This window comes from Herpetosiphon sp. (assembly GCF_003512625.1).
GTDB lineage: Bacteria > Chloroflexota > Chloroflexia > Chloroflexales > Herpetosiphonaceae > Herpetosiphon > Herpetosiphon aurantiacus.
The window spans coordinates 52147-71574 of sequence record NZ_DOPT01000100.1 but is presented as its reverse complement, the minus strand read 5'-3'; the positions used below and the strand labels follow the sequence as shown (position 1 = coordinate 71574).

Sequence of the window (19428 nt, the reverse complement as noted above, 5' to 3'; positions counted from 1 at the left end):
TAAATGGATAGTGAAACAATGACCAATGGCTAGCCGAAAAATTCGCCAACGTAGCATCTAGATATGGGCAACTGAGTAAGTACATTAAACCGGAGGAACACCAATGAACGTTAAAGGAACCGTAAATCGAGTTGAACTAATCGGCTGGCTGGGTGGCGAACCAACCCAACGCTTTTTACCATCGGGAGTTGGGGTCTGTGATTTCAGCGTGGCAACCAAGCGCTTTGGCAGTAAAGACGAACAAGGCGAGCAAACCTACGACACCGAATGGACAACCATCGAAGCTTGGAATGGTTTAGGCGATATTTGCCAAGATCGTTTGCACAAAGGCAGCCGGGTGCGGGTCGTTGGTAGCTTGCACACCCGCTCGTGGGAAGACAAAGAAAGCGGTCAGCGTCGCTCCAAAACCGTTGTCCGTGCCGATGAAGTGTTGTTCCTCGATGCCTATGGCAACGACGAATAGCCCCTAAGCAAGCCAAAGCCCTCAGCAAAACTGCTGAGGGCTTTGATGTTTGGAGCCGCATATCGGACTTGAACCGATGACCTACCACTTACAAGGCGGTTGCTCTACCACTGAGCTAATGCGGCTTAACGCGAGTCATTATACGCATGAATCGAGGTTTGGTCAAGATGGATATTTGGAGATCGGCGGTTGGGGGTCGGGAATCGGGCATTTATTGTAGAGGCGCAGCCAATATATGGCTATAAACGTTGGGCGCTAGACTATCGAAACAATCCCTATTCTATCCATACTCTCGCATCCAATGGCTAAGCCTCAGAGATCGCTAGCCGAGCCAGCAGAAACCTTATACAATCAAGCATCATCTAGTGGTTAGCGGAGGTCTCGCATGAAACGAACCCCAGTTACTTCATCAAATTTAGCCTCGGTTGGTTATGACCCCACCACCCAGACCTTAGAGATTGAATTTAAAAATCGATCGATCTATCAGTATGTTGATGTGCCCGAGAATGTCTACAACGAGTTGATGCAAGCAGCTTCGCATGGCAGCTATTTCAACGGCTGTATCAGAGGTGCTTTTATTTATCGTAAGGTTTCGCGCTAAAAACGCAGCAGGACTAGCAATCGCCAGCCCTGCTTTGCTCGGTATTAACTTGCTAGCTCTACCTACACATCCAAGTTCTTCACGTCGGCGGCGTGAGTTTGGATAAAGCGCTTGCGCGGTAACACGATTTCACCCATCAACATCGAGAAGGTTTCATCGGCTTCCATTGCATCTTCAACTGTCACTTGTAAAATCATGCGATTGCCCGGGTTGAGCGTGGTGTCCCACAGTTGGTCGGGATTCATTTCGCCTAGCCCTTTGAAGCGCTGAACGGTGACTTTGGTGCCAGCTGGCAATGAGCGAATGTACTCATCGCGGGTGGCTTCATCGTAGACATATTTGTAGGCCTTGCCATGTTGTACGCGGAACAATGGCGGCTGAGCTACATACAAGTGCCCATTGGTGATCAAATCGCGCATATGGCGGAAGAAGAAGGTCAGCAACAAGGTGCGGATGTGGCTGCCGTCAACGTCTGCGTCGGTATTGTGAGCGTATAAACCGCCAGTGCCACACAGGAAGTTTTCGTCTTCTTCGACCGAGAAGTCGTAGACGAACTCGCCAGTTGGAGCCAATTCTTCAACTGCCAACACTTCTAAGCCAACCATATCGTCGCTTAATGGCGTGAATGCTTGAGCTTTGGTCGCTGGTTTGGCCAAATGTGCCTCGACTTTGGCAGCCAAATGATGGCGCTGCCAAACCCCACTCAATTGCTCTAGCTGTTGCTTGCCGCTAATTGCAATATTGTAGTAGTCGTGCACGGTTTGAATTGGTGCATCGGCTGGTAAGTTGGGCTTGATCTTGCTCACGCCAGCAAAAACACCAAGCTGACCAAGCAAATAGAGTAAGCCATCTTTGAGTTCAGTCGAGTTGGTGGTCATGCTGATTGTGCTATCGCTGAGTGTGCCATCGCCAAGGAAATAGCCTTCGAGATAGCTGCGTTGCAAATCGTTGCTCAGGCTGAACAGCATGTTTGGCACACGTTTTTGATGAGCAACCGCGCCCAAGCCTAAGGCTCGAATCAGTCGCGCCGCCAACACGCTATGGAAATAGCATTTGATCCCGCCATTATCAGGCGATTGATAGAAGCGTGGCGTTTCGCCAAAGAGTTGCTCGATCGTGGTTTTTAGCTCGTCGAAGAAGGCTGCATCTTTTTGACCTAACGACAAACTGACTTGATGCTTGCTCAAGGAGCCTTCAGCAGTAAACCAGCCCAAGAACCACAGCAATTCTGGGGTGATGCTCAACATGCGTGGGAAAGCTCGATCGTCGTGGGCTTGCGGTACAAGCTCAACGTCACGATCAAGCAAATCTAGCTCATCGTTGCTGAAACTATCAAAGGCTTTGTAGTTGCTCACTTCGCGCCAGCGAGCGTTGGCGCTGCTATCATCTTGTAACAACAAGCGCTCGATCTTCGATGGCACAAGTTCGTAACTGATTGGTTCTTCCCAGCCAATCGTTGCCAGATAGTTGTCAAATTGTGATTGAATAGGCCGCAGCATGCCGCGTTCCCATTGGCTAATCGTAATCGCTTGCTTCACACCAAGGCGTTGGGCAACTGCTTTTTGGCTGAGGCCATTGGCTTGGCGATATTCGACCAAGCGTTCCCATGCAGCAGTATGCAAGTTGATCCGTGCTTCGTTCCATTGTTCAGGCTGAGAAACGTGGTTGAGCACCCGTTGGGCTGCGATCGTGCGCACGCTTTCGCCGCGCAAATACAGGTTATCAATCAAGCCTGCTTCAGCAAACAACTTCATAAGGTCGATTTCGCGAGGTTGGCTGGCTGGGCGTGGAATCCGACGGCTGGCAACCAACTGATCGCCAAGTCGAATTTGATCGCCCTTTTTCAGCACAGGCTGACCATTTTCGAGCACAAAGACGCTATGCGAGGCAGTTACTTTGACCGAGCGGCCATAGCGTGTGGTCAGTTTGTACATTGGCTCATGGTTGGCGTGGCGCATCACGGCTTTGAGTGGGCGGAAACGCGCAACATGCCGCTTTTGATCGAAGCTGATCACTTCGTATTCACTAGCACTACGTTGGCCTGCAATACATTGATCGATAAACTCGCCGATGCGCACAAACTCGGTATGACCTTGCGCATTGCGAATCAAGGTTGGCTCATCGCCAGCAACGCTCATAATCAAAATGCGGTGGTAGCGCAAACGCGAAATATCAAATGTTTCGCCAATACCTGTGCCAAGTGCGGTGATTAATGCTCGAACTTCGTTATTTGCCAGCATTTTATCCAAACGTGATTTTTCTACGTTCAGAATTTTACCGCGCAGCGGCAAAATCGCTTGGAAACGACGATCACGGCCTTGTTTTGCGCTTCCCCCGGCACTATCGCCTTCGACGATGAAGATTTCGCAGTGGGCAGGCTCTTTATCTGAGCAGTCGGCGAGCTTGCCTGGCAGCGCAAAGCCTTCGAGTGCACCTTTGCGTTGCACCAAATCGCGGGCTTTACGGGCGGCATCGCGGGCGCGTGAAGCCAACAGCGATTTTTCGATAATCCGGCGGGCCTCGTTAGGATTTTCATCCAAGAAGGCTGAAAGTGCTTCGTTGAGCACGGTTTCGACGGCGGTTTTAGCTTCAGGCGTTGCCAGCTTCGATTTGGTTTGGCTTTCGAATTGTGGGCGGAACAGCTTGATGCTGATGATCGCGGTCAAGCCCTCGCGCACATCTTCGCCCGAAAGTGCATCGCCTTCTTTGAGCAAGCCTTTGTTACGACCATAGGCATTGATCGTGCGGGTCAAGGCCGCGCGGAAGCCAGTGACGTGCGTACCACCATCGGGGTTGGCAATGTTATTGGTGAAGGCTAAAAGATTTTCGTTGAAATCGCCAGTGTATTGCATTGCAATTTCAACATTGACGTTTTCATAAGGTTTTTCGACGTAGAACGGCTGAGCCAGCACTGGGCCTTTTTCGCGCGTCAGATGGCGCACAAACGAGACAATCCCACCATCAAAATAATAGGTTACTTCGCGGTCGTTGTTATAATCGACGAGCTTGAAGCGCAGGCTCTTGTTGAGGTAGGCCATATCGCGTAAACGGTTAGCCAAGGTGCGATAGTTGAAATCAACCGTGGTAAATAATTGGGCATCGGGCTTGAAGATAATCGTTGTGCCCGTGCCTTCAGCATCGCCAACCGCTTTGACTGGAGCCTGAGGCATGCCAAGGCGAAAATCTTGCGCCCACAGCTTGCCATCGCGTTTAACTTCAGCCCGCAAAAATTCGGAAACTGCGTTAACTGCCGAAACCCCGACCCCGTGCAAACCACCAGAAACCTTGTAGCCCTGTGAGCCTTTGAACTTACCACCAGCGTGCAGCTCGGTCAGCACAATTTCCAAGGCCGAACGCCCCTCGACTGGGTGAATATCGGTGGGAATCCCGCGCCCATTATCGACGACAGCGATTGACCCATCAGTCCGCATCTCGACGATGATCGTATCGCAGAAGCCAGCCAAGGCCTCGTCAACCGAGTTATCGACAACTTCATAGACCAAGTGATGTAATGCTGACGTGTCTTGGCCACCGAGATACATCCCCATGTTTTCGCGTACTGCTTCCAAGCCGCGCAACATTTGAATCTGGGCGGCATCGTATGTACTCTGATTGGAATTTGTCGCCATCGAATCGAACCTCACTTTTGTGTTAGGGCAACAGGAAAACGGTGGGCAAGTGAGCCAACACGTTCGCTATAAAAGGCTAATTTTGCTGCTTGTAAACTACAGCTGAGCAACCCAAATAGGGCGCTAGCGGCAATAATGCTGATCAGATCGTTGGCTAATGGCCGCAGTAAAAAGGCCGTGCCATGGATCAAAACGCCACTCGCGAGGATCAGCGGAAAGGCTTCGCGGGGCTGTTGACGAACGAGATTATAGCTTTGGTAGAGGGCCACTAAGGCTGATTGTTGGCCAATAATGATTGCTGCTGGTGCAAGGCTGGCATAAAGCCACAGCGCGATCAGCAGCACGCCAAACGCTGCCAATACCAATTGTGCCCCAAATGCGCTGGCCGAAAGCAAAAAGCTAGCAGCCACAAACGCTGGAATGCCAAATAGTAAACCAAGCCCAACAATAATCAAACACATCTTAGTCAAAGCCCAAAGTTGTTTGGGCAACGCCGATAATGCTGGTTTTGTTGTAGCGAGTTGCTGGCCGAGCCAGAACAAGACCAACGCACTTAGCCCTAAACCAGCAATGTTCAGCCCAAGCACCAACAATAATGTTAGCCAACCGTTGAACAACCATGGTGCGCCAGCATAGATCGAGGGTGTGCCATCGCCGCTGAACAAACTGGGCACGAGATACGTACCAACGGCGCTCGAACGCAAATCGATGGTTTGCAACAACTCATTGGCCTGCGACCAAAGCTGTTGGCCTTGGGCTTGGCTAAAACGGTTGATCACACTGCCCATGCTTGCAAGCCAGCGATTGGGCGCTAAAGCTGGCAACAGCGTGAGCCATAGATCCAGCAAAATTGGCATTAAAATAACCCAAGGTGCTCGACGAACGACGCGAAATCCTTGGCTTAGACGTTCCGGAAGATTCCGCCGTTGTGGCTCTTGGGCTTGTGGTTGTAAACGTCTATTCATGGCTCTATTATACCACAAAAGCCCTATTATAACATAATATTTTAGCACAAATTTTCGATATTTAGAACATAGAACAAAGAGCGTAGAACATATAATTTAGGGTTTCGTTCTTGATCCACGAAAGGCACGAAGGACACTAAGTAAGGCTATTGGCTATTGGCGTTTGACTATGGGAATCATTGCAAATCCACACCATGTTTCGCTAGCCTATAGCCATCAGCCTAGAGCCAAAGCTTCTCTGCGCCGCTGCGTTAAATTCGATCCCCAATAACCAACCCCCGATCCCCAAATTCCTATGCTACAATAGCGCTCACGACCAACGGAGGCACGATGTCGCTGCTTGCTTTTCATCAACTAGAATCGCCAGAACGCCCGTTGTTGCAACGCCCACCATGGCGTTATGGCTTGGCAATTGGATTAACGATGCTTTGTGCTTTGGCCATGATTTTGTGGGGCACGACGTTTACCAGCCAAGCAACCCAAGGAGTGGTAACTGAGGTTGGTTCGTGGGTTGTGTTTACTGGGGTTTTCTGTTGGTTGGCATGGTTTCGCCAGCCGCATGCCAAACGCCGCGCAATATTAACCTTTGGATTGTGGGCGGCAGTGGCAATTACGGTTAATCTGGCAGCCAAGCATGGGCTAAATCAGCATTTTTTGGCGCTAGGCTTGGCCAATTCGCCCCGTTTATATTGGGCAGGCCTCTTTTTTATTCCCCCAATCCTGCTATTTTGGCATGCTCAGCGCGATCAGCAATTACAAAATCATGGCTTGCACCTACGTAAATGGCCCGATCAAGTGTTAATTGGCTTGCTTGCAGGCATTTTCATTTCGCTGCACTTTTTCTCGACGATTCGATTTAGCGGGATTGTCGGACTCAGTATTAAGTCGTGGCAATATATGTTTTGGTCGTTGGGCTACGAGGTATTTCAATCGTTAGGCGAAGAATTATTTTTTCGCGGCGTGCTCTTGCGTTCGCTGCAAAATGTGTATAAACTCAACTTCTGGCAAGCAACCGCCATCACCACCATCGCCAATTTGAGCATTTACCTCATCCGCAGCCAATGGCAAAATCCGATTCAATTGGCTGGGGTAGTAATTTATTTGTCGATGATTTCGATTGCAGCTTCGCTGCTGTTTCGGCGTTATCAAAGCGTCGTGCCAGGTTACCTTTGCAATATTGTGTTTAGTTTTAGTGCAATTTTACGCGCATGAATCGTGCTCGCCGCCATCGCGATGTGATTAGCATCAGCCTGTTGCTCTCGGTCATTACGATTGTGATGTACCTTGGTGAGGGGCGTTGGGCGGCTGCGCCTGCGTTACGCTACCTCTATTTGATTCCAATCGCCCAAGCTGCGATGGGCTTTGGCTTGATGGGCAGCATGGCCGTGGCGATTTTGGCTGATCTGCTGTTTGCGCCCTTGGTTGCCACGGCCTTGGCCAAATATGGGATGTTTGGTGCTCCTACAGTTGAAATTATTGTGACCCTCGTTTTGATGCCGGTCTTGGCCTATTTTGCGGGCAGCGGTTGGGGTCGGCTTAGTCGCCAGCGCGAGCTTTATCAATTTTTGAGCCGCATGGGCGATTTATTTGGCCGTTCGCTACCCCGCGATCAACTGCTCGCCGAGATTTTGCAAGAGGGTGGCCTGCTGATCGATGCTCAGGGCGGCGAAATTATTTTGCTTGAGCAAGGCCAAGCGCGAATTGCCGCTAGCTGGGGAATTGAAGCCCAAGCTACTGCCGCCTACCAAACCAGCCTCGCCGCCTATATTTTAAAACGCAATGAGCCATGGTCAGCCACCAGCCTCGAAAATAACAGCGATTTTCAGCGTGTCGGTTTTGGTCAACGGATTGACGCTGCCCTAGCTGTGCCATTACGCTTAGAAGGTAAGCCGATTGGCCTGTTGGCGTTTTATAATCGGCCTGGCGGGTTTAGCAAACAAGAGCAAGCCACAGTCGAGGCTATGGGCAGCAAAGTCGAAGTTGTGCTAGAGAATTTTCGCCAAGTCGAGGAGCGCTCTGAACGCGCCCGCTTGCAGCGCGAGTTTGATTTGGCGGCTGAGGTGCAGCAACGCTTTTTGCCCCAGCAATTACCAGCGATCAGCGGCTATGAAATTGCTGGTTTTACTCAGCCCGCCCGTGAGGTTGGCGGCGATTTTTTCAATGTGCTGAGTTTGCCCGATGGCCGTTGGTATATCGCGGTTGGCGATGTGTCGGGCAAGGGCGTGGTTGGCGCATTTTTCATGGCCATCGCCATGAGCGTCATCGATTTACATTTGCAAGAGGGCCAATCAACCACCCAACTAAGCCTGGCCAATCGGCTTAATCCGTTGTTTTATCGGCGGATGGCCCAGCAAAAAATCAATACAGGTTTGGCCTATGCCTTGCTTGATGCTAAAACTGGCCATATGCAGTTAGGCAACGCTGGCTTGATTGCGCCGTTGCATGTGCGCAAAAATGGCGAATGCGATTATCTCGATTTGACCGGCTTTCCCTTAGGTGCGGTTGCTCAGGCTGAATATAGCGAATCGGTGCTAGAGCTTCAGGCTGGTGAAAGTTTGATTTTTATCAGCGATGGTGTGGTTGAAGCCGCCAACCATGATCGCGAATTATTTGGCTTGAATCGACTGCGCAACTTGATTAGTATGCTGAGCCAGCGTCCGGCCTCGCAGTTGGTGAGCGAAATTATGAACGCCGCCAATCGCTGGAGCGACGGCCAATACCAAGATGATATGACCGTCGTGGTACTCCGTCGGATCTAATGTCCGCGATCTTCTTCTAAAGCTCGTTGTAATTCCTCAATCAAGCCCAAAGGTGCTAAACGAACTCCCAGCAAATTGCTGACCTCAGCTGGATCGGCACGCAGCAATTGATCGATGCTGTTAAATTGCTCGGCCAAGGCTTGAGCTAAGCGTTCGCTCACAAATTCATAGCGCAGAAAATCGGCAGCAGTTAGGCGACTGGCGGCTTGAGCAAGATTTAATTCCTGCAACGCCCGCTGCAATGCCTCGCCTCGCACCCCCAAATCATAAACTACATCAATTATGGGAATCGCCAATGGCTCGGTTTCAGCTGAACGCAAAGCGATAATCGGCACATGCGGCGCGATCGCCCAAACTGCCCCCAACGCCAACAAACTAGTTTGGGCTGGCTCGCTGGCATCAATCACAATACAGGCGGCCTGCTGCAAGCTCTGCAAACTATGTTCAGTCAACGAGATTGCTGCATCGATGCCAACGATTCGCAAAAAGAAGGGGGCACTTTCCAGCACATAGCGCAATTCTTGGTTAACTTGGTTATTACCCAAGGTGTTGATCAACACAGCGTAGGGTGCAACGGTGGCTTGCGGCACATCAACAGCATTGGTTGTGCCCGTGATTGCATTCATCAGGGCGCTAGCAACGCGGTTGTTGGCATCGAAAATTTGCTTGGCATGCTCAGGCTTGACGATCCGCTGCGCACCTTGGGCACTCAACATCAGCGCATTGTTGTAGAGAAAAATCAGCACATCGCGCATTTGCGGGTCGGCATAATGGTTTAATTGCGCCACTTGGTTAATCACCGCGTTACGAGCATTTAAATAGAGCATGCCTTTGCTGGCGGTATGTTTGCGCTCAGCTTTGCGCTCATCGAGCATCGCCCGCAGCAGTTGCTTAATCGATGGGCTCAAATTTGGGTCAGCCAGCAGGGTGTCAACTTGCTCGTTCGTTTCGGAATTCTCAGAAAAGATCAAGACCGCTGGAATCGATTCGGGCAAATATTGGGCAACTTGGGCTTCAACACCCATTTCGGCGTAGCGCTCCTCAAGCTCCAACCAACGTTGATCTTTGTTGGGCATGGCTTCGAAAATGAAATCGCCACCAACATCCAAACGGCGTAGGCCAATATTGGGCGTTAATTCAGCGTAACGGCGCAAAAATGGCTCATCGGGAAAATATTGGCCGTCAATCACCCGCAAGCCCTTGGCCGCAAACAACACCGCATGTTGGCCAATCCCGCCTGGCGTAGTGAAATAGAATAACAAGTGTTGATGTGGGTCGTCGTTGTTGATGCCACTACGCGAAAGCTGCGATTGCTCAAAATAGCGTGGCAAATTCATGCGCCCTGCATCCGTATCAAACAACACAATATCTTTGATCCGAATAAATAATTCATCGGAAATTAACGCCCACGATTTGATTACGCGGTTGTGTTGGGTAACAACCTCGCGGAATAAACGCTGATCATTGAGCGCCAGTTGTTCAAGATAATTTAAAATTACTTGGCCCAAAGTACGTTGCACTCGCTCGAAATATTCATCGCGACGCAAAGCCTCGCGTGAGGTTGTTTCGCGCAGATTTGGGCTTTCAACCACACCTTTGACGAATTTAGCCCACTCTGGCAGTAGGCTGCGCTCACCACGACAGACAAACATCCGCCGCACATAGATAATTAAATCGCCATGTTCACGGACATTCAAATACAACTGCTTGGGAATAAACAGCACGCCACCGAGTTTAAACGCGCCATCATCTTCCTCAATATTCAGCGGAATCACCGCCAATACTGATTCACTAGGATATAGCTCGTTCAAATAGCGAATATACTCGCTTTCACTGGCTTCGCTATGCCATGGCGCTTGCATCACATTGACTGGGCGTGGCGAAGGGTCAAGGTAAATCGGCACACTCAGCAAATCAGCAAACAGCCGAATCAAACGACTCAGCTCATCTTCACGTAGCAAATGGACTTGGCTTGGCTTGATCGCCACGGTGACGGTTGTACCAGCAGTCGGGCGGGTGGTTTGGCCCATCCGATAGGATTGCTCGCCGCTACATTCCCACCAAACTGCCGCTTCGCCTTCGCTGCGAAACGAACGGGTAACAAACTCAATCCGTTCGCCGATGATAAAGGCTGCCAGCATGCCCAAGCCAAAGCGCCCGATCAAGCGTTCGGCCAAACTACGCTCGCCGATCGCCTCAAGCCGCGAACGCACAGCATCGGTGTTGCTAGCCCCAATCACCGAGAGAAATTGCTCAACTTCAGCCTCGGTCATACCTGCGCCGTTATCTTCGATCGTCAAGCTACGGCCAAAAGGATCATAGCGCACATGAATTTCAGGCAATGGCGCATTTGGATCATCTGCTTGGCGCACAAGGCAGGTATCGTGGGCATTTTGCAGCAATTCGCGAATCGCCACATGCGGGTCGGCATATAAACTTTCGCCAAGCGTCCGAATCACTCCAGGCACATTAATCGTCATTTGACCTTGGCGGATTCCATGTGGTCGTTGCATAACAACTCCTTAGCGTTGAGCCAGTGCCAGTTCGAGCAGCGAAGTTTGGGCTTTTTGCACCGCCTCACCCAGTTCGGGCGTGAGTTCGACCCCGCTGGAAAGCAAGGCATAGCCCCACAAGGCTCGGACAACCGTCGCCCAAGTTGGGTCGTTGGGTTGGCCATCGCGTAATTGTTGAATTAATGGATTGAGCGTATTGACGCATAATACATAATCATCGCTACGATTTCGCCCGACCGATTGCACAAAACTGAGCAAACTTCCACTACCTTTCAACAGGCTATCCACAACTTGTTCACGTTTATAATCGCTGGATCGCATGGCTAAAGCGGTCAAATGGCTTGGTTCAAAGCGTACTGCATAGACTTGCATGCCCAATTGTTCGCAGTGTTGTTCTAATTTTCGCCATTGCTGGTCGTTTTCGGCTTCGATCAACTCGGCAATCCCAGCGGTAAGTGGTTGAAAGCTCACGCCATGGCGCAGGCTACAATATTTTTTCAAGAATTTTTCTTCGATTGAATTAATATGTAGGACTGGCACACCACGCGCCCCCACAATTGCCCGTTGCTGAGCACTTGCCGGCAAATCATTCAGCACATAAAAAATTGTGCGCTCATCCGCCCCGCGCACCGGAATTCGCTCAAGATAGCGCGTTAGTGTAATCGGGCCAATATCGCTCTCGAAGCTGAGCAAATCGGCGACCGCAGCAAAAAATTGACTATCATTGACTGCCGCCTGTTTGATGCCGCTATTATATTGTTTGACTACTTGCACAAAGGTAGCAGGTTCGCGCTGAGCCAAGCGAATTAAGAACGAGCGCACCGCCTCGACCAAGGCTTCACGCAAAGCGCGATAATTGGGGCGCTCGATCATAAAGCCTTCGCGGCTGGCAACTAGCTCTAGCAATGGTGCATCGATAATCCCACAGATAAACGTCGCCCAATCGGGCAGCAATTGCAAATCTTGGCAAACATACATCCGCCGCTGAAACACATCAAGGCTGCGCGGGCGAATGGCTAAATTGGCCTGCAAGGGCATAATCGCCAAAATCCCGACGCATTCGGCTTGCTGCTGTTTGATCGCGATTGGCTCGACCGCCAAAGGCACGACCCCATAGCGATGCTTCACATAGTCGATATATTCATGCTCCGAAGCATCTAAATGCCAAGGAGCATGCATGCGATTGATCGGACGAGCGTCGTCGCCGAGGTAAACCGGAAATTGAATGAAATCGGCATAGCGAATAATCGTGGCGCGGAGCGTCGTTTCATCGAGCAAATTATAGAAAGCTGGCTCTAACTCAATTGTAACGGTTGTGCCAATCTGCTGGCGTGTACCCAATTCAAGGCTATAATCGGCGCTACCCTGCGAACGCCACAAAACCGCTTGCTCGCTGCCTTCGGCCAAGGTATCGACGATTACTTGATGGCCAATCACAAAGGTGGAGAGAAAGCCAATCCCAAATTGACCAATCAACATCTGCGCGGCGTTTTGATCGGCAGTTGAAAATTTGACTTGACGAGTTTGGCTAGCACCAATTGTCGCCAAATAACGCACGACATCTTCGCGAGCCATGCCAGTGCCATTATCTTCCACCACCAACAACCGTTTGGTTGGGTCGATTCGCACATGAATTGCTGGCTGAAAAACGCCTTGCTGAGCCAAACGCCGCACACACGAATCGCTGGCATTTTGAATTAACTCACGAATCGCAACGTGTGGGTCGCTATACAAATTTTCGGCCAACAAACGAATCAGATGTTCAAAATCAACTTGAAATGTTCCAGTACTCATCACTCAGCGCTTTCCGATTAGACGATCAAACCATGAACCTTGTTTGGTTGCCGATTTTGGTGGCTGCTGTTGCTTGGTTAGGGTTTCAATCCACTCGCGGGCCTCTTTTTGGCGGTGCTCAAGCTGTTGGGTTTGGGCAAACTGGTAGGCCTCATTGGCAAAATACCAAGCTTCATCAGCGCGATTTAATGCGTGCAAAGCTCGCACATTCGCCAACAAAGCCCAAGCCTCATCGCGGGAATGGAGCCGCTTGCGAGCTAATTCGAGGGCTTCGCGTGAAAAATCGAGCGCTCGTTCGCCCAGCTTTAATTGTAAGGCGATTTCGGCTCGCCACATCGTCGCGTCTTGGTGATCGCTGGCAGAATCGTAGGCCAAGGCACTAGCAACATTTTCGCAAAACAAATCAAATGCTGCCTGAAGATTGCCTTGTTGATAATGAAGATGGGCCAAATAACGACGAGCGGTGATCATCCACGCTGGGTTGCCTTCGCGCTGCGCATATTCAAAAGACAGCAACCCATAGCGCAAGGCTTCGGCAGGCTCCTCGCGATGTGAATGCAAGCGTTGCAGCACCCGATAAAAGACGTAGCGGTAGAAATCAGCGGAGTAGGTATCGTGGCGAATCAGGCCTAAGCCTTGTTGAGCGTATTGCAACGCATCATCATACTCTTGCATGGTCATGGCATTGCTGGCCAACAAGCGTAGACAATCGAGTTGCCAAGCAGTGGTATTGCGGGCTTGAGCTTGTTGCAAACAATCGAGCAACAAGGTTTTAATTTCGCCCCAACGTCCTTTCAAATCAAGGTCGATCAGCGCACTGCACAGCCGAATTGTGGCAACTAATTCATAGTGTGGTTCGCGCAATTGGCGTGCCCGCGCCAACATCGTGGTTGCCACCTCAAGCGCCTGCTGGCTCTGATCCAAGTTCATCAGGGCTGCGGTGAGCTTTTGGTAGCACAGCAATTCGTTATCGCCGTCGGATTCTTGGCGTGCGGCGACAATTCCCTGCTCCAACAAACTCGCAGCGCTGCGAAACTGACCTTGCCGAAAAAGCTGAGTTGCTTGATTACAAAGATCGGCAGCGTAACCCATCGCACCAACCTCCCGCCATTGGACAACCTGAGACCAGCATGCGGTAGGGGCTTGCTGGCCTCATTGTCGGTTTAGTATTGAATTTGGGCGTAAAATGGCCGATTGCCAAGTTTTTCGCGCCCACCTAAAAAGGTCAATTCAATTAAAAAAGCTGCCTCAACCACCTCAGCCCCGAGTTGGTTGAGCAAATCGCAGGCCGCGACCACGGTTCCCCCAGTTGCCAAGAGATCATCGACAACCACAACCCGATCGCCAGCTTGCAAGGCATCGTTATGAATTTCCAAGCGATTAGTGCCATATTCCAAGCTATAATCTACGCCAATGGTTTGGGCTGGCAATTTGCCAGGTTTACGAATTGGCACAAAGCCAATCCCCAACCGTAATGCCAAAGGCGCACCAAAAATAAAACCACGTGATTCAATCCCGACAATCGCTTGTAATTGTTGGTTGGCATAGCGCTGAGCAAAGTGCTCAATCGCTGCATCGAAAGCTTGAGCATTGCCCAACAACGGCGTAATATCTTTAAACTGAACCCCAGGAATTGGAAAATCGGGGATATTGCGAACAAACTGGGTTAAATCGAGGCTCATTCAATAATTTCCTTGGCCGCACCTGGCCCAGCTTCAATATAACGGCGAGCAGCAGCCACTAATTGGGTTAGCCGACCATCAACAATCTTGCGCCATTCGGCTGATTCTTGATCAGTTAATGCACCGCCCCCATAATGCAACTCCATGGCTAGCTCCCAGCCACGGCGCAAAGCAAATTTTTCGATAATCGCCTGACGATCTTCGGGCCAGCGTTTGATATAGCGTTGAAACGCCGTCACTAATTTTTTGGAGCCATCAGCGTTGAGTGCGGGCAAGTCGAAATAGTTGTTATTGGCATCTTCCGGCGCAGGGCTTTTGGCGCTCGAAAAGTAAATTGTTTGGGTGGTAAAACAATAGCGTGCCTGACCTGCCTTCTCATAATCGCCGGGATTGCTGGCAATTGCCCCAATCAACATGCGATCAGTGATTGTCATAGGCTACTCCTGTCTGGATTGTGCTATATCGAGTCTAGCATAGCCAACTCGCCATCGCAAGTTAGCGACCATGGCGCGTCAGCAGGCCGCTTGAATCGTAATAGCTTCAGCTACTAGCGCAGTACGAACGGCTTGGGCAAAAGCCAGTGCTTGCGGGGTATCGCTATGCAAACACAAACTTTGCACGGTTAACCTAATTGGTAGCTTAGTATAACTTGGAAATGGCATGCCTTTGGCAAGCGCTAAAGCCTGTTGGAGTGCCACATTCGGTTCATGATGCACAGCTCCAGCCAAGCTGCGCGACCGCAAGCAACCATCAATTTCGTAAGCTCGGTCGATAAAGCCTTCGGCGATTGTTTGCAAGCCCGCCGTTGCCGCTTGTTCGAGCAACGAGCTACCCGCCAACCCCATCAGCGCAAGGCTTGGATCGATGGTTTGGATTGTTGTAATCAGCAGTTGCGCTAAATCAGAATCAATCGCAGCCTGATTATATAAAGCGCCATGGGGTTTAACATAGTGTACCTTAGTCCCTTGCTCAGTCGCCAAACGTTGTAACTGTGTAATCTGCGCGGTTAAGCTAGCTTGCAATTGGCTTGGCTCAAGTTCAAGCACCACCCGCCCAAAATGCGCCCGATCAGGGTAGCTGGGGTGTGCGCCGACACAAAGGTTGTGTTGCTGAGCCAATTGCAAGGCCGTTCGCATGCTTGCTTGATCGCCAGCATGGCCGCCACAAGCAATATTGCACGACGAAAGCAGCGACATTAATTCAGCATCAAAATCGCTGCCTTCGCCCAAATCGGCATTGAGATCGATGATCATGCCAGCCAATCCTCGGCTAGGGCTTTGGCTCGCAAGCGGCCAGCTAAATTCGAGCGTACTACGTTGCTATCTATACCTTTGGATGGCAACCAAAAACGGGTTTCGACAATCAAACCATCAGCTTTAACGGCGGTAATCAGCACCTCGGCAGCAGGTTTTTCGAGCACATGCTCGGTTGTCCGAGCTATTTCAGCTAAGCCCTGGACAACTGGGGCGGAATCCACATCGCGTTTGAGGGTCAGTTCAACGCTATGGCGACGCTGCACATAGCGGGTCAGATTGGTAATTGTGCCAGTGTAAATCGTGGCATTCGGCACCATCACTTCGCGACCATCGGCAGTGCGCATAGTAGTGGCACGTACTGCAATATCGGTGACTGTGCCCTCGTCGTTGCCAACTAAAATGCGGTCACCCACCCGAAACGGGCGCTGAAACAGCAACAAAATCCCAGCGGCCAAGTTTTTTGTGATGTCTTGTAAGGCAAAACCGATGATCAAGCCGCTTACCCCCAAGCCTGCCACAAACGAAAGCGCCAGTTGGCCCCAGCCCATCACTAGCAACACAATCACCAAACCAGCCACTATCACCAAAATTCGCACCAAGCGCAGAATCAAGTTTTCAGCTTCGCTGGGTAATTCCACCCGCTTTAATACCCGATTGGTTGCGCCATTGGCTAATCGAATGCCATAGCGTAAGGTGAGCAAAACCACAATTGCCGCTAAAATTCGTGGCAGCACCCGAATCGCAAAATCCTGCGCTTGTTCCGACCACAGATTCCAATCCATACCATAACCCTCATACTTGGCTTATTGCGATTTTGTTGAATAGAGCACGGAGCCATTCGAGGCGCGAATCGTAATATTTTTATAGCCAACATCAGTTAACAAACGCCCAAGCTCCTCGCTAGCTTGTTGCTGTGATTGCGAAAGAATGCCTTTTTCAAGCGCATCTTGGCGCACTTGTTCGCGCAAGGTGTTTTGAGCTTCGACCGTCATGTCGGCAATTTCATGCGAACAGCCTGGCAGCCATTTGGGCGTATCTTGGGCAATAATTCGGCTATTTTGAGTATCAAGCTCGTTGCTCAGCAATTCAGCATCGGGCAACACAATTTCAACTGTGGCTTGGTCGGGGTAGCCATCATTGCTCACAATCAAACGTTCTTCGCTAATTTTGCTCAAATCAATGCCCGCTTGGACATTGAAATAGCCCAAATAGGTAATTTCTTCGGTGCAAGCCCCTAGCAAGCCATGTTCGCGAATAATCGTTGTATCTTTGGTGAAACTCATCGCGAGGGTTGAAAGCTTGGCTTGGCGCTTGATCGCTTGGAGTACCGTCATACCTGGCTTGATCGTCGAGGTTGGTTGGGCCATCAATCCATCAAAGCCGAGCGATGGTGATAAAAACGCATAGCCAACCGTCCCGATCAGCGCCAACACCAACACCAGCATAAGCATCGTTCGAATTCGCATAGGGTTATCCTCCCCACTATGTGTAATCGCTTATGATTTTAGCATTTGCCTATATTCCCTCATCCCCAACCCTTCTCCCACATGGCGGGAGAAGGGAGTTTGATTTAGTGATTCCCCCTCACTCGCTAGGAGGGATAGGGGGCTAGGGGGTGAGGGCTGAGGTTTGCCAAATTCTATAAACTATTACAACTATGAAATAGCCTTACGCGCGATTATAGTAGCCGAGATTAAGCCAAAAAACAAAAGAAGCGTCCCACAATTTGTGGAACGCTTCTTGCATTGAACAGGTGTATGAAACAGCAACTAGCGATAAGGCCGCAACGCGCCGTAATAGTGATTGAGCCAGTAGCTGCTATAGATGCTGACTGCACCAACCCCCGAAGCGGGAGTCATCGCATTGACCATCACACCACCGCCAACGTAGATGCCTACGTGGGTGATGCCCGGGCCAGCAGTGCCAGCATAGAACAGCAAATCGCCTGGTTGCAAGTTGCTCATGCTTCCGATGAAGGTGCCATAAGCGCTGCTATATTGGCCAGCGGCACTGTGGGGCAAGCTGACCCCAACTTGGCGATACAAATACTTGGTCAAGCCGCTGCAATCGAAGCCGCTGCTTGGGCTTTCGCCGCCCCAGCGATAGTTGTAGCCAACATAGGCCCAAGCCATCGAAGCAACGTCGCCGCTAGCAGTACCACCACCGCCGCCACCGCCACCAGCAGGTTGGCTAGGAGTGCTCTTTTTGGGGGCAGCTGGAGCAACTGGTAATGAGGGCACATTGGTTGTGAATGGTACACGGCGGAACACAAAGTTGCTGACATCAACTAAATCTTGTGAGATCCAGCCTTTGGTACCTTTGGCGGTTTGAACCTTGACCCATTCTTTGTAACGAGCTAATAAGGTTAATTCAGCGCCTTTGCTCAGTTTGCCCAATGAATCGAATTTGGTGCTTGGGCCAGAGCGCAAGTTGATGCCTTCATCAGTTGCCCAACCGACCAAATCGGGGTTAGCTGATGGAATCGATTCAGCTTCGGCGATCCGTTCGGCAACGCCAGCTTCAAGATTCAAGAATTCGGCTGAAACCCAACCCACATTACCTTCACCAGTTTCAATTTGATACCAGCCTTGATAGCGGGCCAACAATGAAACTTGGCTATCAATTCCCAGCTTTTTCATGCTGATGTAGTCAGTACCAGGGCCATCACGCAAGTTCAAATTATCTTGGGTGATCTTGCCCACTTTGGCTGGTGGTGGGGTTGGAATATTTTGGGCATCAGGCAAAGCATCGATCACCGATTGCTCTAAATCAAGCAAATCAGCGGCGAGCCAACCTTCTTGGCCGCCTTCGGTGCGCACTTGCACCCAATCGGCGTGGCGAGCCACAACGGTTACCTTGGTGCCTGGTTCTAATTTATCGAGACGATCGAATTCAGTGCTTGGGCCATTGCGCAAGTTGGCAATATCGGCGCTCACTACTGATTCGGGATAGGTCGGGTTGTTATTAACTGGGCGGCCTACTGGAATCACCAACGAATCATCAAAATCGGGGCTGCTAATTGGCCCATCGCCAACACCTGGGTCAGGCGTAGCTTCTGAATCATTGAGAGCAGTCAACGGAGCTGGTTCGTTGCGGTGGGTCATGGTCATCAAGCCGAGTGCTGGCCGAACTTGGCGTTCAGCAGTTGGCGATGCGCTGACCAAGAGTGCAGTATCTACCTGAGGCTTAGTGGCATCTTTGTTGACAACTAAACCAACTGGTAAGAGCGAAAGCACCATAAGATGAAGTAGGTAGCGCCGTGGAGCTTTGCGCAGGTACGATGGAACCGCACGAAGTGCAGAAACCGAACGGGCGTTAACGCGCTGGCGTAAACTGGTCGTTCGTAAAAGCGAATTTTCGTTGTTCACAGCCCGCTGCTGGAAGTCTTGCAGATCATGATCTTCTTGGATCAGATCATTCGAGGACTTAGCATCTTGCATGCAGCTGTAACCTCCCTATTATCGAATGCGGCTTAATGATATCGCACCGACAATTAAATAATTAACGTTTATGCATCGTGCAATGCCGAGAGCGAAGTTAACATATTTGTGCCATGTTTGCAAATCTCAGCTATTTTTCAGACTACTGGCTTAAGCTTTTCAGATATTTATCAGATAGTACTTTTAGGCCATAGTAAAGCCTTAAATCAGCGTTTTCATCGTCAAATCAGCACATATTTTCTTGAAAGTGGATGAGAAAACTCTAATCATTATGTGATGTTAGGCACAAAGTTGACCATAATTAAGCTAAAAATTTAAGCACTTTT

General features: G+C 50.4%; 15 protein-coding genes and 1 tRNA gene. 4 read left to right on the top strand and 12 right to left on the bottom strand.

What is annotated here, in order from left to right:
* The first annotated feature begins 103 nt into the window (after positions 1–103).
* Positions 104–463 carry a single-stranded DNA-binding protein gene (locus DEF47_RS22730; RefSeq protein WP_012191894.1) on the top strand — a complete coding sequence of 120 codons (360 nt, stop codon included), beginning with the start codon at positions 104–106 and terminating at the stop codon, positions 461–463.
* A 50-nt stretch (positions 464–513) separates the two neighbouring features.
* On the opposite strand, the gene DEF47_RS22725 is transcribed toward DEF47_RS22730, so the two are convergent.
* Positions 514–588: transfer RNA gene (locus DEF47_RS22725), tRNA-Thr, on the bottom strand.
* A 260-nt stretch (positions 589–848) separates the two neighbouring features.
* Between DEF47_RS22725 and DEF47_RS22720 the strand changes: the two genes are divergently transcribed.
* Complete coding sequence (locus DEF47_RS22720; RefSeq protein ID WP_012191895.1) at positions 849–1064, top strand: KTSC domain-containing protein; 216 nt, start codon at positions 849–851, stop codon at positions 1062–1064.
* 62 nt (positions 1065–1126) lie between these two features.
* Here the strand turns inward: DEF47_RS22720 and DEF47_RS22715 are convergent, their stop codons facing one another.
* Together DEF47_RS22715 and DEF47_RS22710 are read right to left on the bottom strand one after the other, a co-directional pair.
* Positions 1127–4693 (bottom strand): ATP-binding protein, encoded by a 3567-nt coding sequence (locus tag DEF47_RS22715; protein ID WP_012191896.1) that lies wholly within the window; start codon positions 4691–4693, stop codon positions 1127–1129.
* 11 nt (positions 4694–4704) lie between these two features.
* The gene (locus DEF47_RS22710; protein ID WP_287045356.1) at positions 4705–5658 is read right to left on the bottom strand and encodes a hypothetical protein; all 954 of its coding nucleotides are present in this window, start codon (positions 5656–5658) and stop codon (positions 4705–4707) included.
* A gap of 330 nt (positions 5659–5988) precedes the next feature.
* On the opposite strand from DEF47_RS22710, the gene DEF47_RS22705 reads away from it, so the two are divergent.
* Both DEF47_RS22705 and DEF47_RS22700 read left to right on the top strand, forming a co-directional pair.
* Positions 5989–6870 carry a CPBP family glutamic-type intramembrane protease gene (locus tag DEF47_RS22705; RefSeq protein ID WP_012191898.1) on the top strand — a complete coding sequence of 294 codons (882 nt, stop codon included), beginning with the start codon at positions 5989–5991 and terminating at the stop codon, positions 6868–6870.
* On the top strand, positions 6867–8417 hold the full coding sequence (locus tag DEF47_RS22700; RefSeq protein WP_012191899.1) for a PP2C family protein-serine/threonine phosphatase: 1551 nt from the start codon (positions 6867–6869) through the stop codon (positions 8415–8417). The genes DEF47_RS22705 and DEF47_RS22700 overlap by 4 nt, the downstream gene beginning before the upstream one ends.
* Here the strand turns inward: DEF47_RS22700 and DEF47_RS22695 are convergent.
* The 9 genes from DEF47_RS22695 to DEF47_RS22655 all read right to left on the bottom strand — a co-directional run bounded on the left by DEF47_RS22695 (position 8414) and on the right by DEF47_RS22655 (position 19102).
* Complete coding sequence (locus tag DEF47_RS22695) at positions 8414–10930, bottom strand: ATP-binding protein (RefSeq protein WP_012191900.1); 2517 nt, start codon at positions 10928–10930, stop codon at positions 8414–8416. The two genes, DEF47_RS22700 and DEF47_RS22695, sit on opposite strands and share 4 nt — an antisense overlap.
* Before the next feature lie 9 nt (positions 10931–10939).
* The gene (locus DEF47_RS22690) at positions 10940–12724 is read right to left on the bottom strand and encodes an ATP-binding protein (RefSeq protein WP_012191901.1); all 1785 of its coding nucleotides are present in this window, start codon (positions 12722–12724) and stop codon (positions 10940–10942) included.
* A gap of 3 nt (positions 12725–12727) precedes the next feature.
* Positions 12728–13816, bottom strand: coding sequence for a tetratricopeptide repeat protein (locus DEF47_RS22685; protein WP_012191902.1), 1089 nt, complete (start codon positions 13814–13816; stop codon positions 12728–12730).
* A gap of 71 nt (positions 13817–13887) precedes the next feature.
* The gene (locus DEF47_RS22680; RefSeq protein WP_012191903.1) at positions 13888–14406 is read right to left on the bottom strand and encodes an adenine phosphoribosyltransferase; all 519 of its coding nucleotides are present in this window, start codon (positions 14404–14406) and stop codon (positions 13888–13890) included.
* Positions 14403–14840, bottom strand: coding sequence for a hypothetical protein (locus DEF47_RS22675; RefSeq protein WP_012191904.1), 438 nt, complete (start codon positions 14838–14840; stop codon positions 14403–14405). Before DEF47_RS22675 ends, DEF47_RS22680 begins: the two co-directional genes overlap by 4 nt.
* Before the next feature lie 78 nt (positions 14841–14918).
* The gene (gene pxpA, locus DEF47_RS22670) at positions 14919–15659 is read right to left on the bottom strand and encodes a 5-oxoprolinase subunit PxpA (RefSeq protein WP_012191905.1); all 741 of its coding nucleotides are present in this window, start codon (positions 15657–15659) and stop codon (positions 14919–14921) included.
* Positions 15656–16444 carry a mechanosensitive ion channel family protein gene (locus tag DEF47_RS22665; protein ID WP_012191906.1) on the bottom strand — a complete coding sequence of 263 codons (789 nt, stop codon included), beginning with the start codon at positions 16442–16444 and terminating at the stop codon, positions 15656–15658. The genes pxpA and DEF47_RS22665 overlap by 4 nt, the downstream gene beginning before the upstream one ends.
* A 21-nt stretch (positions 16445–16465) precedes the next feature.
* Entirely contained in the window at positions 16466–17128 is a 663-nt protein-coding gene (locus DEF47_RS22660) for a DUF4230 domain-containing protein (RefSeq protein WP_012191907.1), read from the bottom strand.
* 303 nt (positions 17129–17431) lie between these two features.
* Positions 17432–19102 (bottom strand): C40 family peptidase, encoded by a 1671-nt coding sequence (locus tag DEF47_RS22655; protein ID WP_012191908.1) that lies wholly within the window; start codon positions 19100–19102, stop codon positions 17432–17434.
* Between the last annotated feature and the right edge of the window lie 326 nt (positions 19103–19428).

Coding starts and splice junctions, on each gene's coding strand:
- DEF47_RS22730 (WP_012191894.1), top strand. CDS start 104: ATGAACGTTAAAGGAACCGTAAATCGAGTTGAACTAATCGGCTGGCTG.
- DEF47_RS22720 (WP_012191895.1), top strand. CDS start 849: ATGAAACGAACCCCAGTTACTTCATCAAATTTAGCCTCGGTTGGTTAT.
- DEF47_RS22715 (WP_012191896.1), bottom strand. CDS start 4,693: ATGGCGACAAATTCCAATCAGAGTACATACGATGCCGCCCAGATTCAA.
- DEF47_RS22710 (WP_287045356.1), bottom strand. CDS start 5,658: ATGAATAGACGTTTACAACCACAAGCCCAAGAGCCACAACGGCGGAAT.
- DEF47_RS22705 (WP_012191898.1), top strand. CDS start 5,989: ATGTCGCTGCTTGCTTTTCATCAACTAGAATCGCCAGAACGCCCGTTG.
- DEF47_RS22700 (WP_012191899.1), top strand. CDS start 6,867: ATGAATCGTGCTCGCCGCCATCGCGATGTGATTAGCATCAGCCTGTTG.
- DEF47_RS22695 (WP_012191900.1), bottom strand. CDS start 10,930: ATGCAACGACCACATGGAATCCGCCAAGGTCAAATGACGATTAATGTG.
- DEF47_RS22690 (WP_012191901.1), bottom strand. CDS start 12,724: ATGAGTACTGGAACATTTCAAGTTGATTTTGAACATCTGATTCGTTTG.
- DEF47_RS22685 (WP_012191902.1), bottom strand. CDS start 13,816: ATGGGTTACGCTGCCGATCTTTGTAATCAAGCAACTCAGCTTTTTCGG.
- DEF47_RS22680 (WP_012191903.1), bottom strand. CDS start 14,406: ATGAGCCTCGATTTAACCCAGTTTGTTCGCAATATCCCCGATTTTCCA.
- DEF47_RS22675 (WP_012191904.1), bottom strand. CDS start 14,840: ATGACAATCACTGATCGCATGTTGATTGGGGCAATTGCCAGCAATCCC.
- pxpA (WP_012191905.1), bottom strand. CDS start 15,659: ATGATCATCGATCTCAATGCCGATTTGGGCGAAGGCAGCGATTTTGAT.
- DEF47_RS22665 (WP_012191906.1), bottom strand. CDS start 16,444: ATGGATTGGAATCTGTGGTCGGAACAAGCGCAGGATTTTGCGATTCGG.
- DEF47_RS22660 (WP_012191907.1), bottom strand. CDS start 17,128: ATGCGAATTCGAACGATGCTTATGCTGGTGTTGGTGTTGGCGCTGATC.
- DEF47_RS22655 (WP_012191908.1), bottom strand. CDS start 19,102: ATGCAAGATGCTAAGTCCTCGAATGATCTGATCCAAGAAGATCATGAT.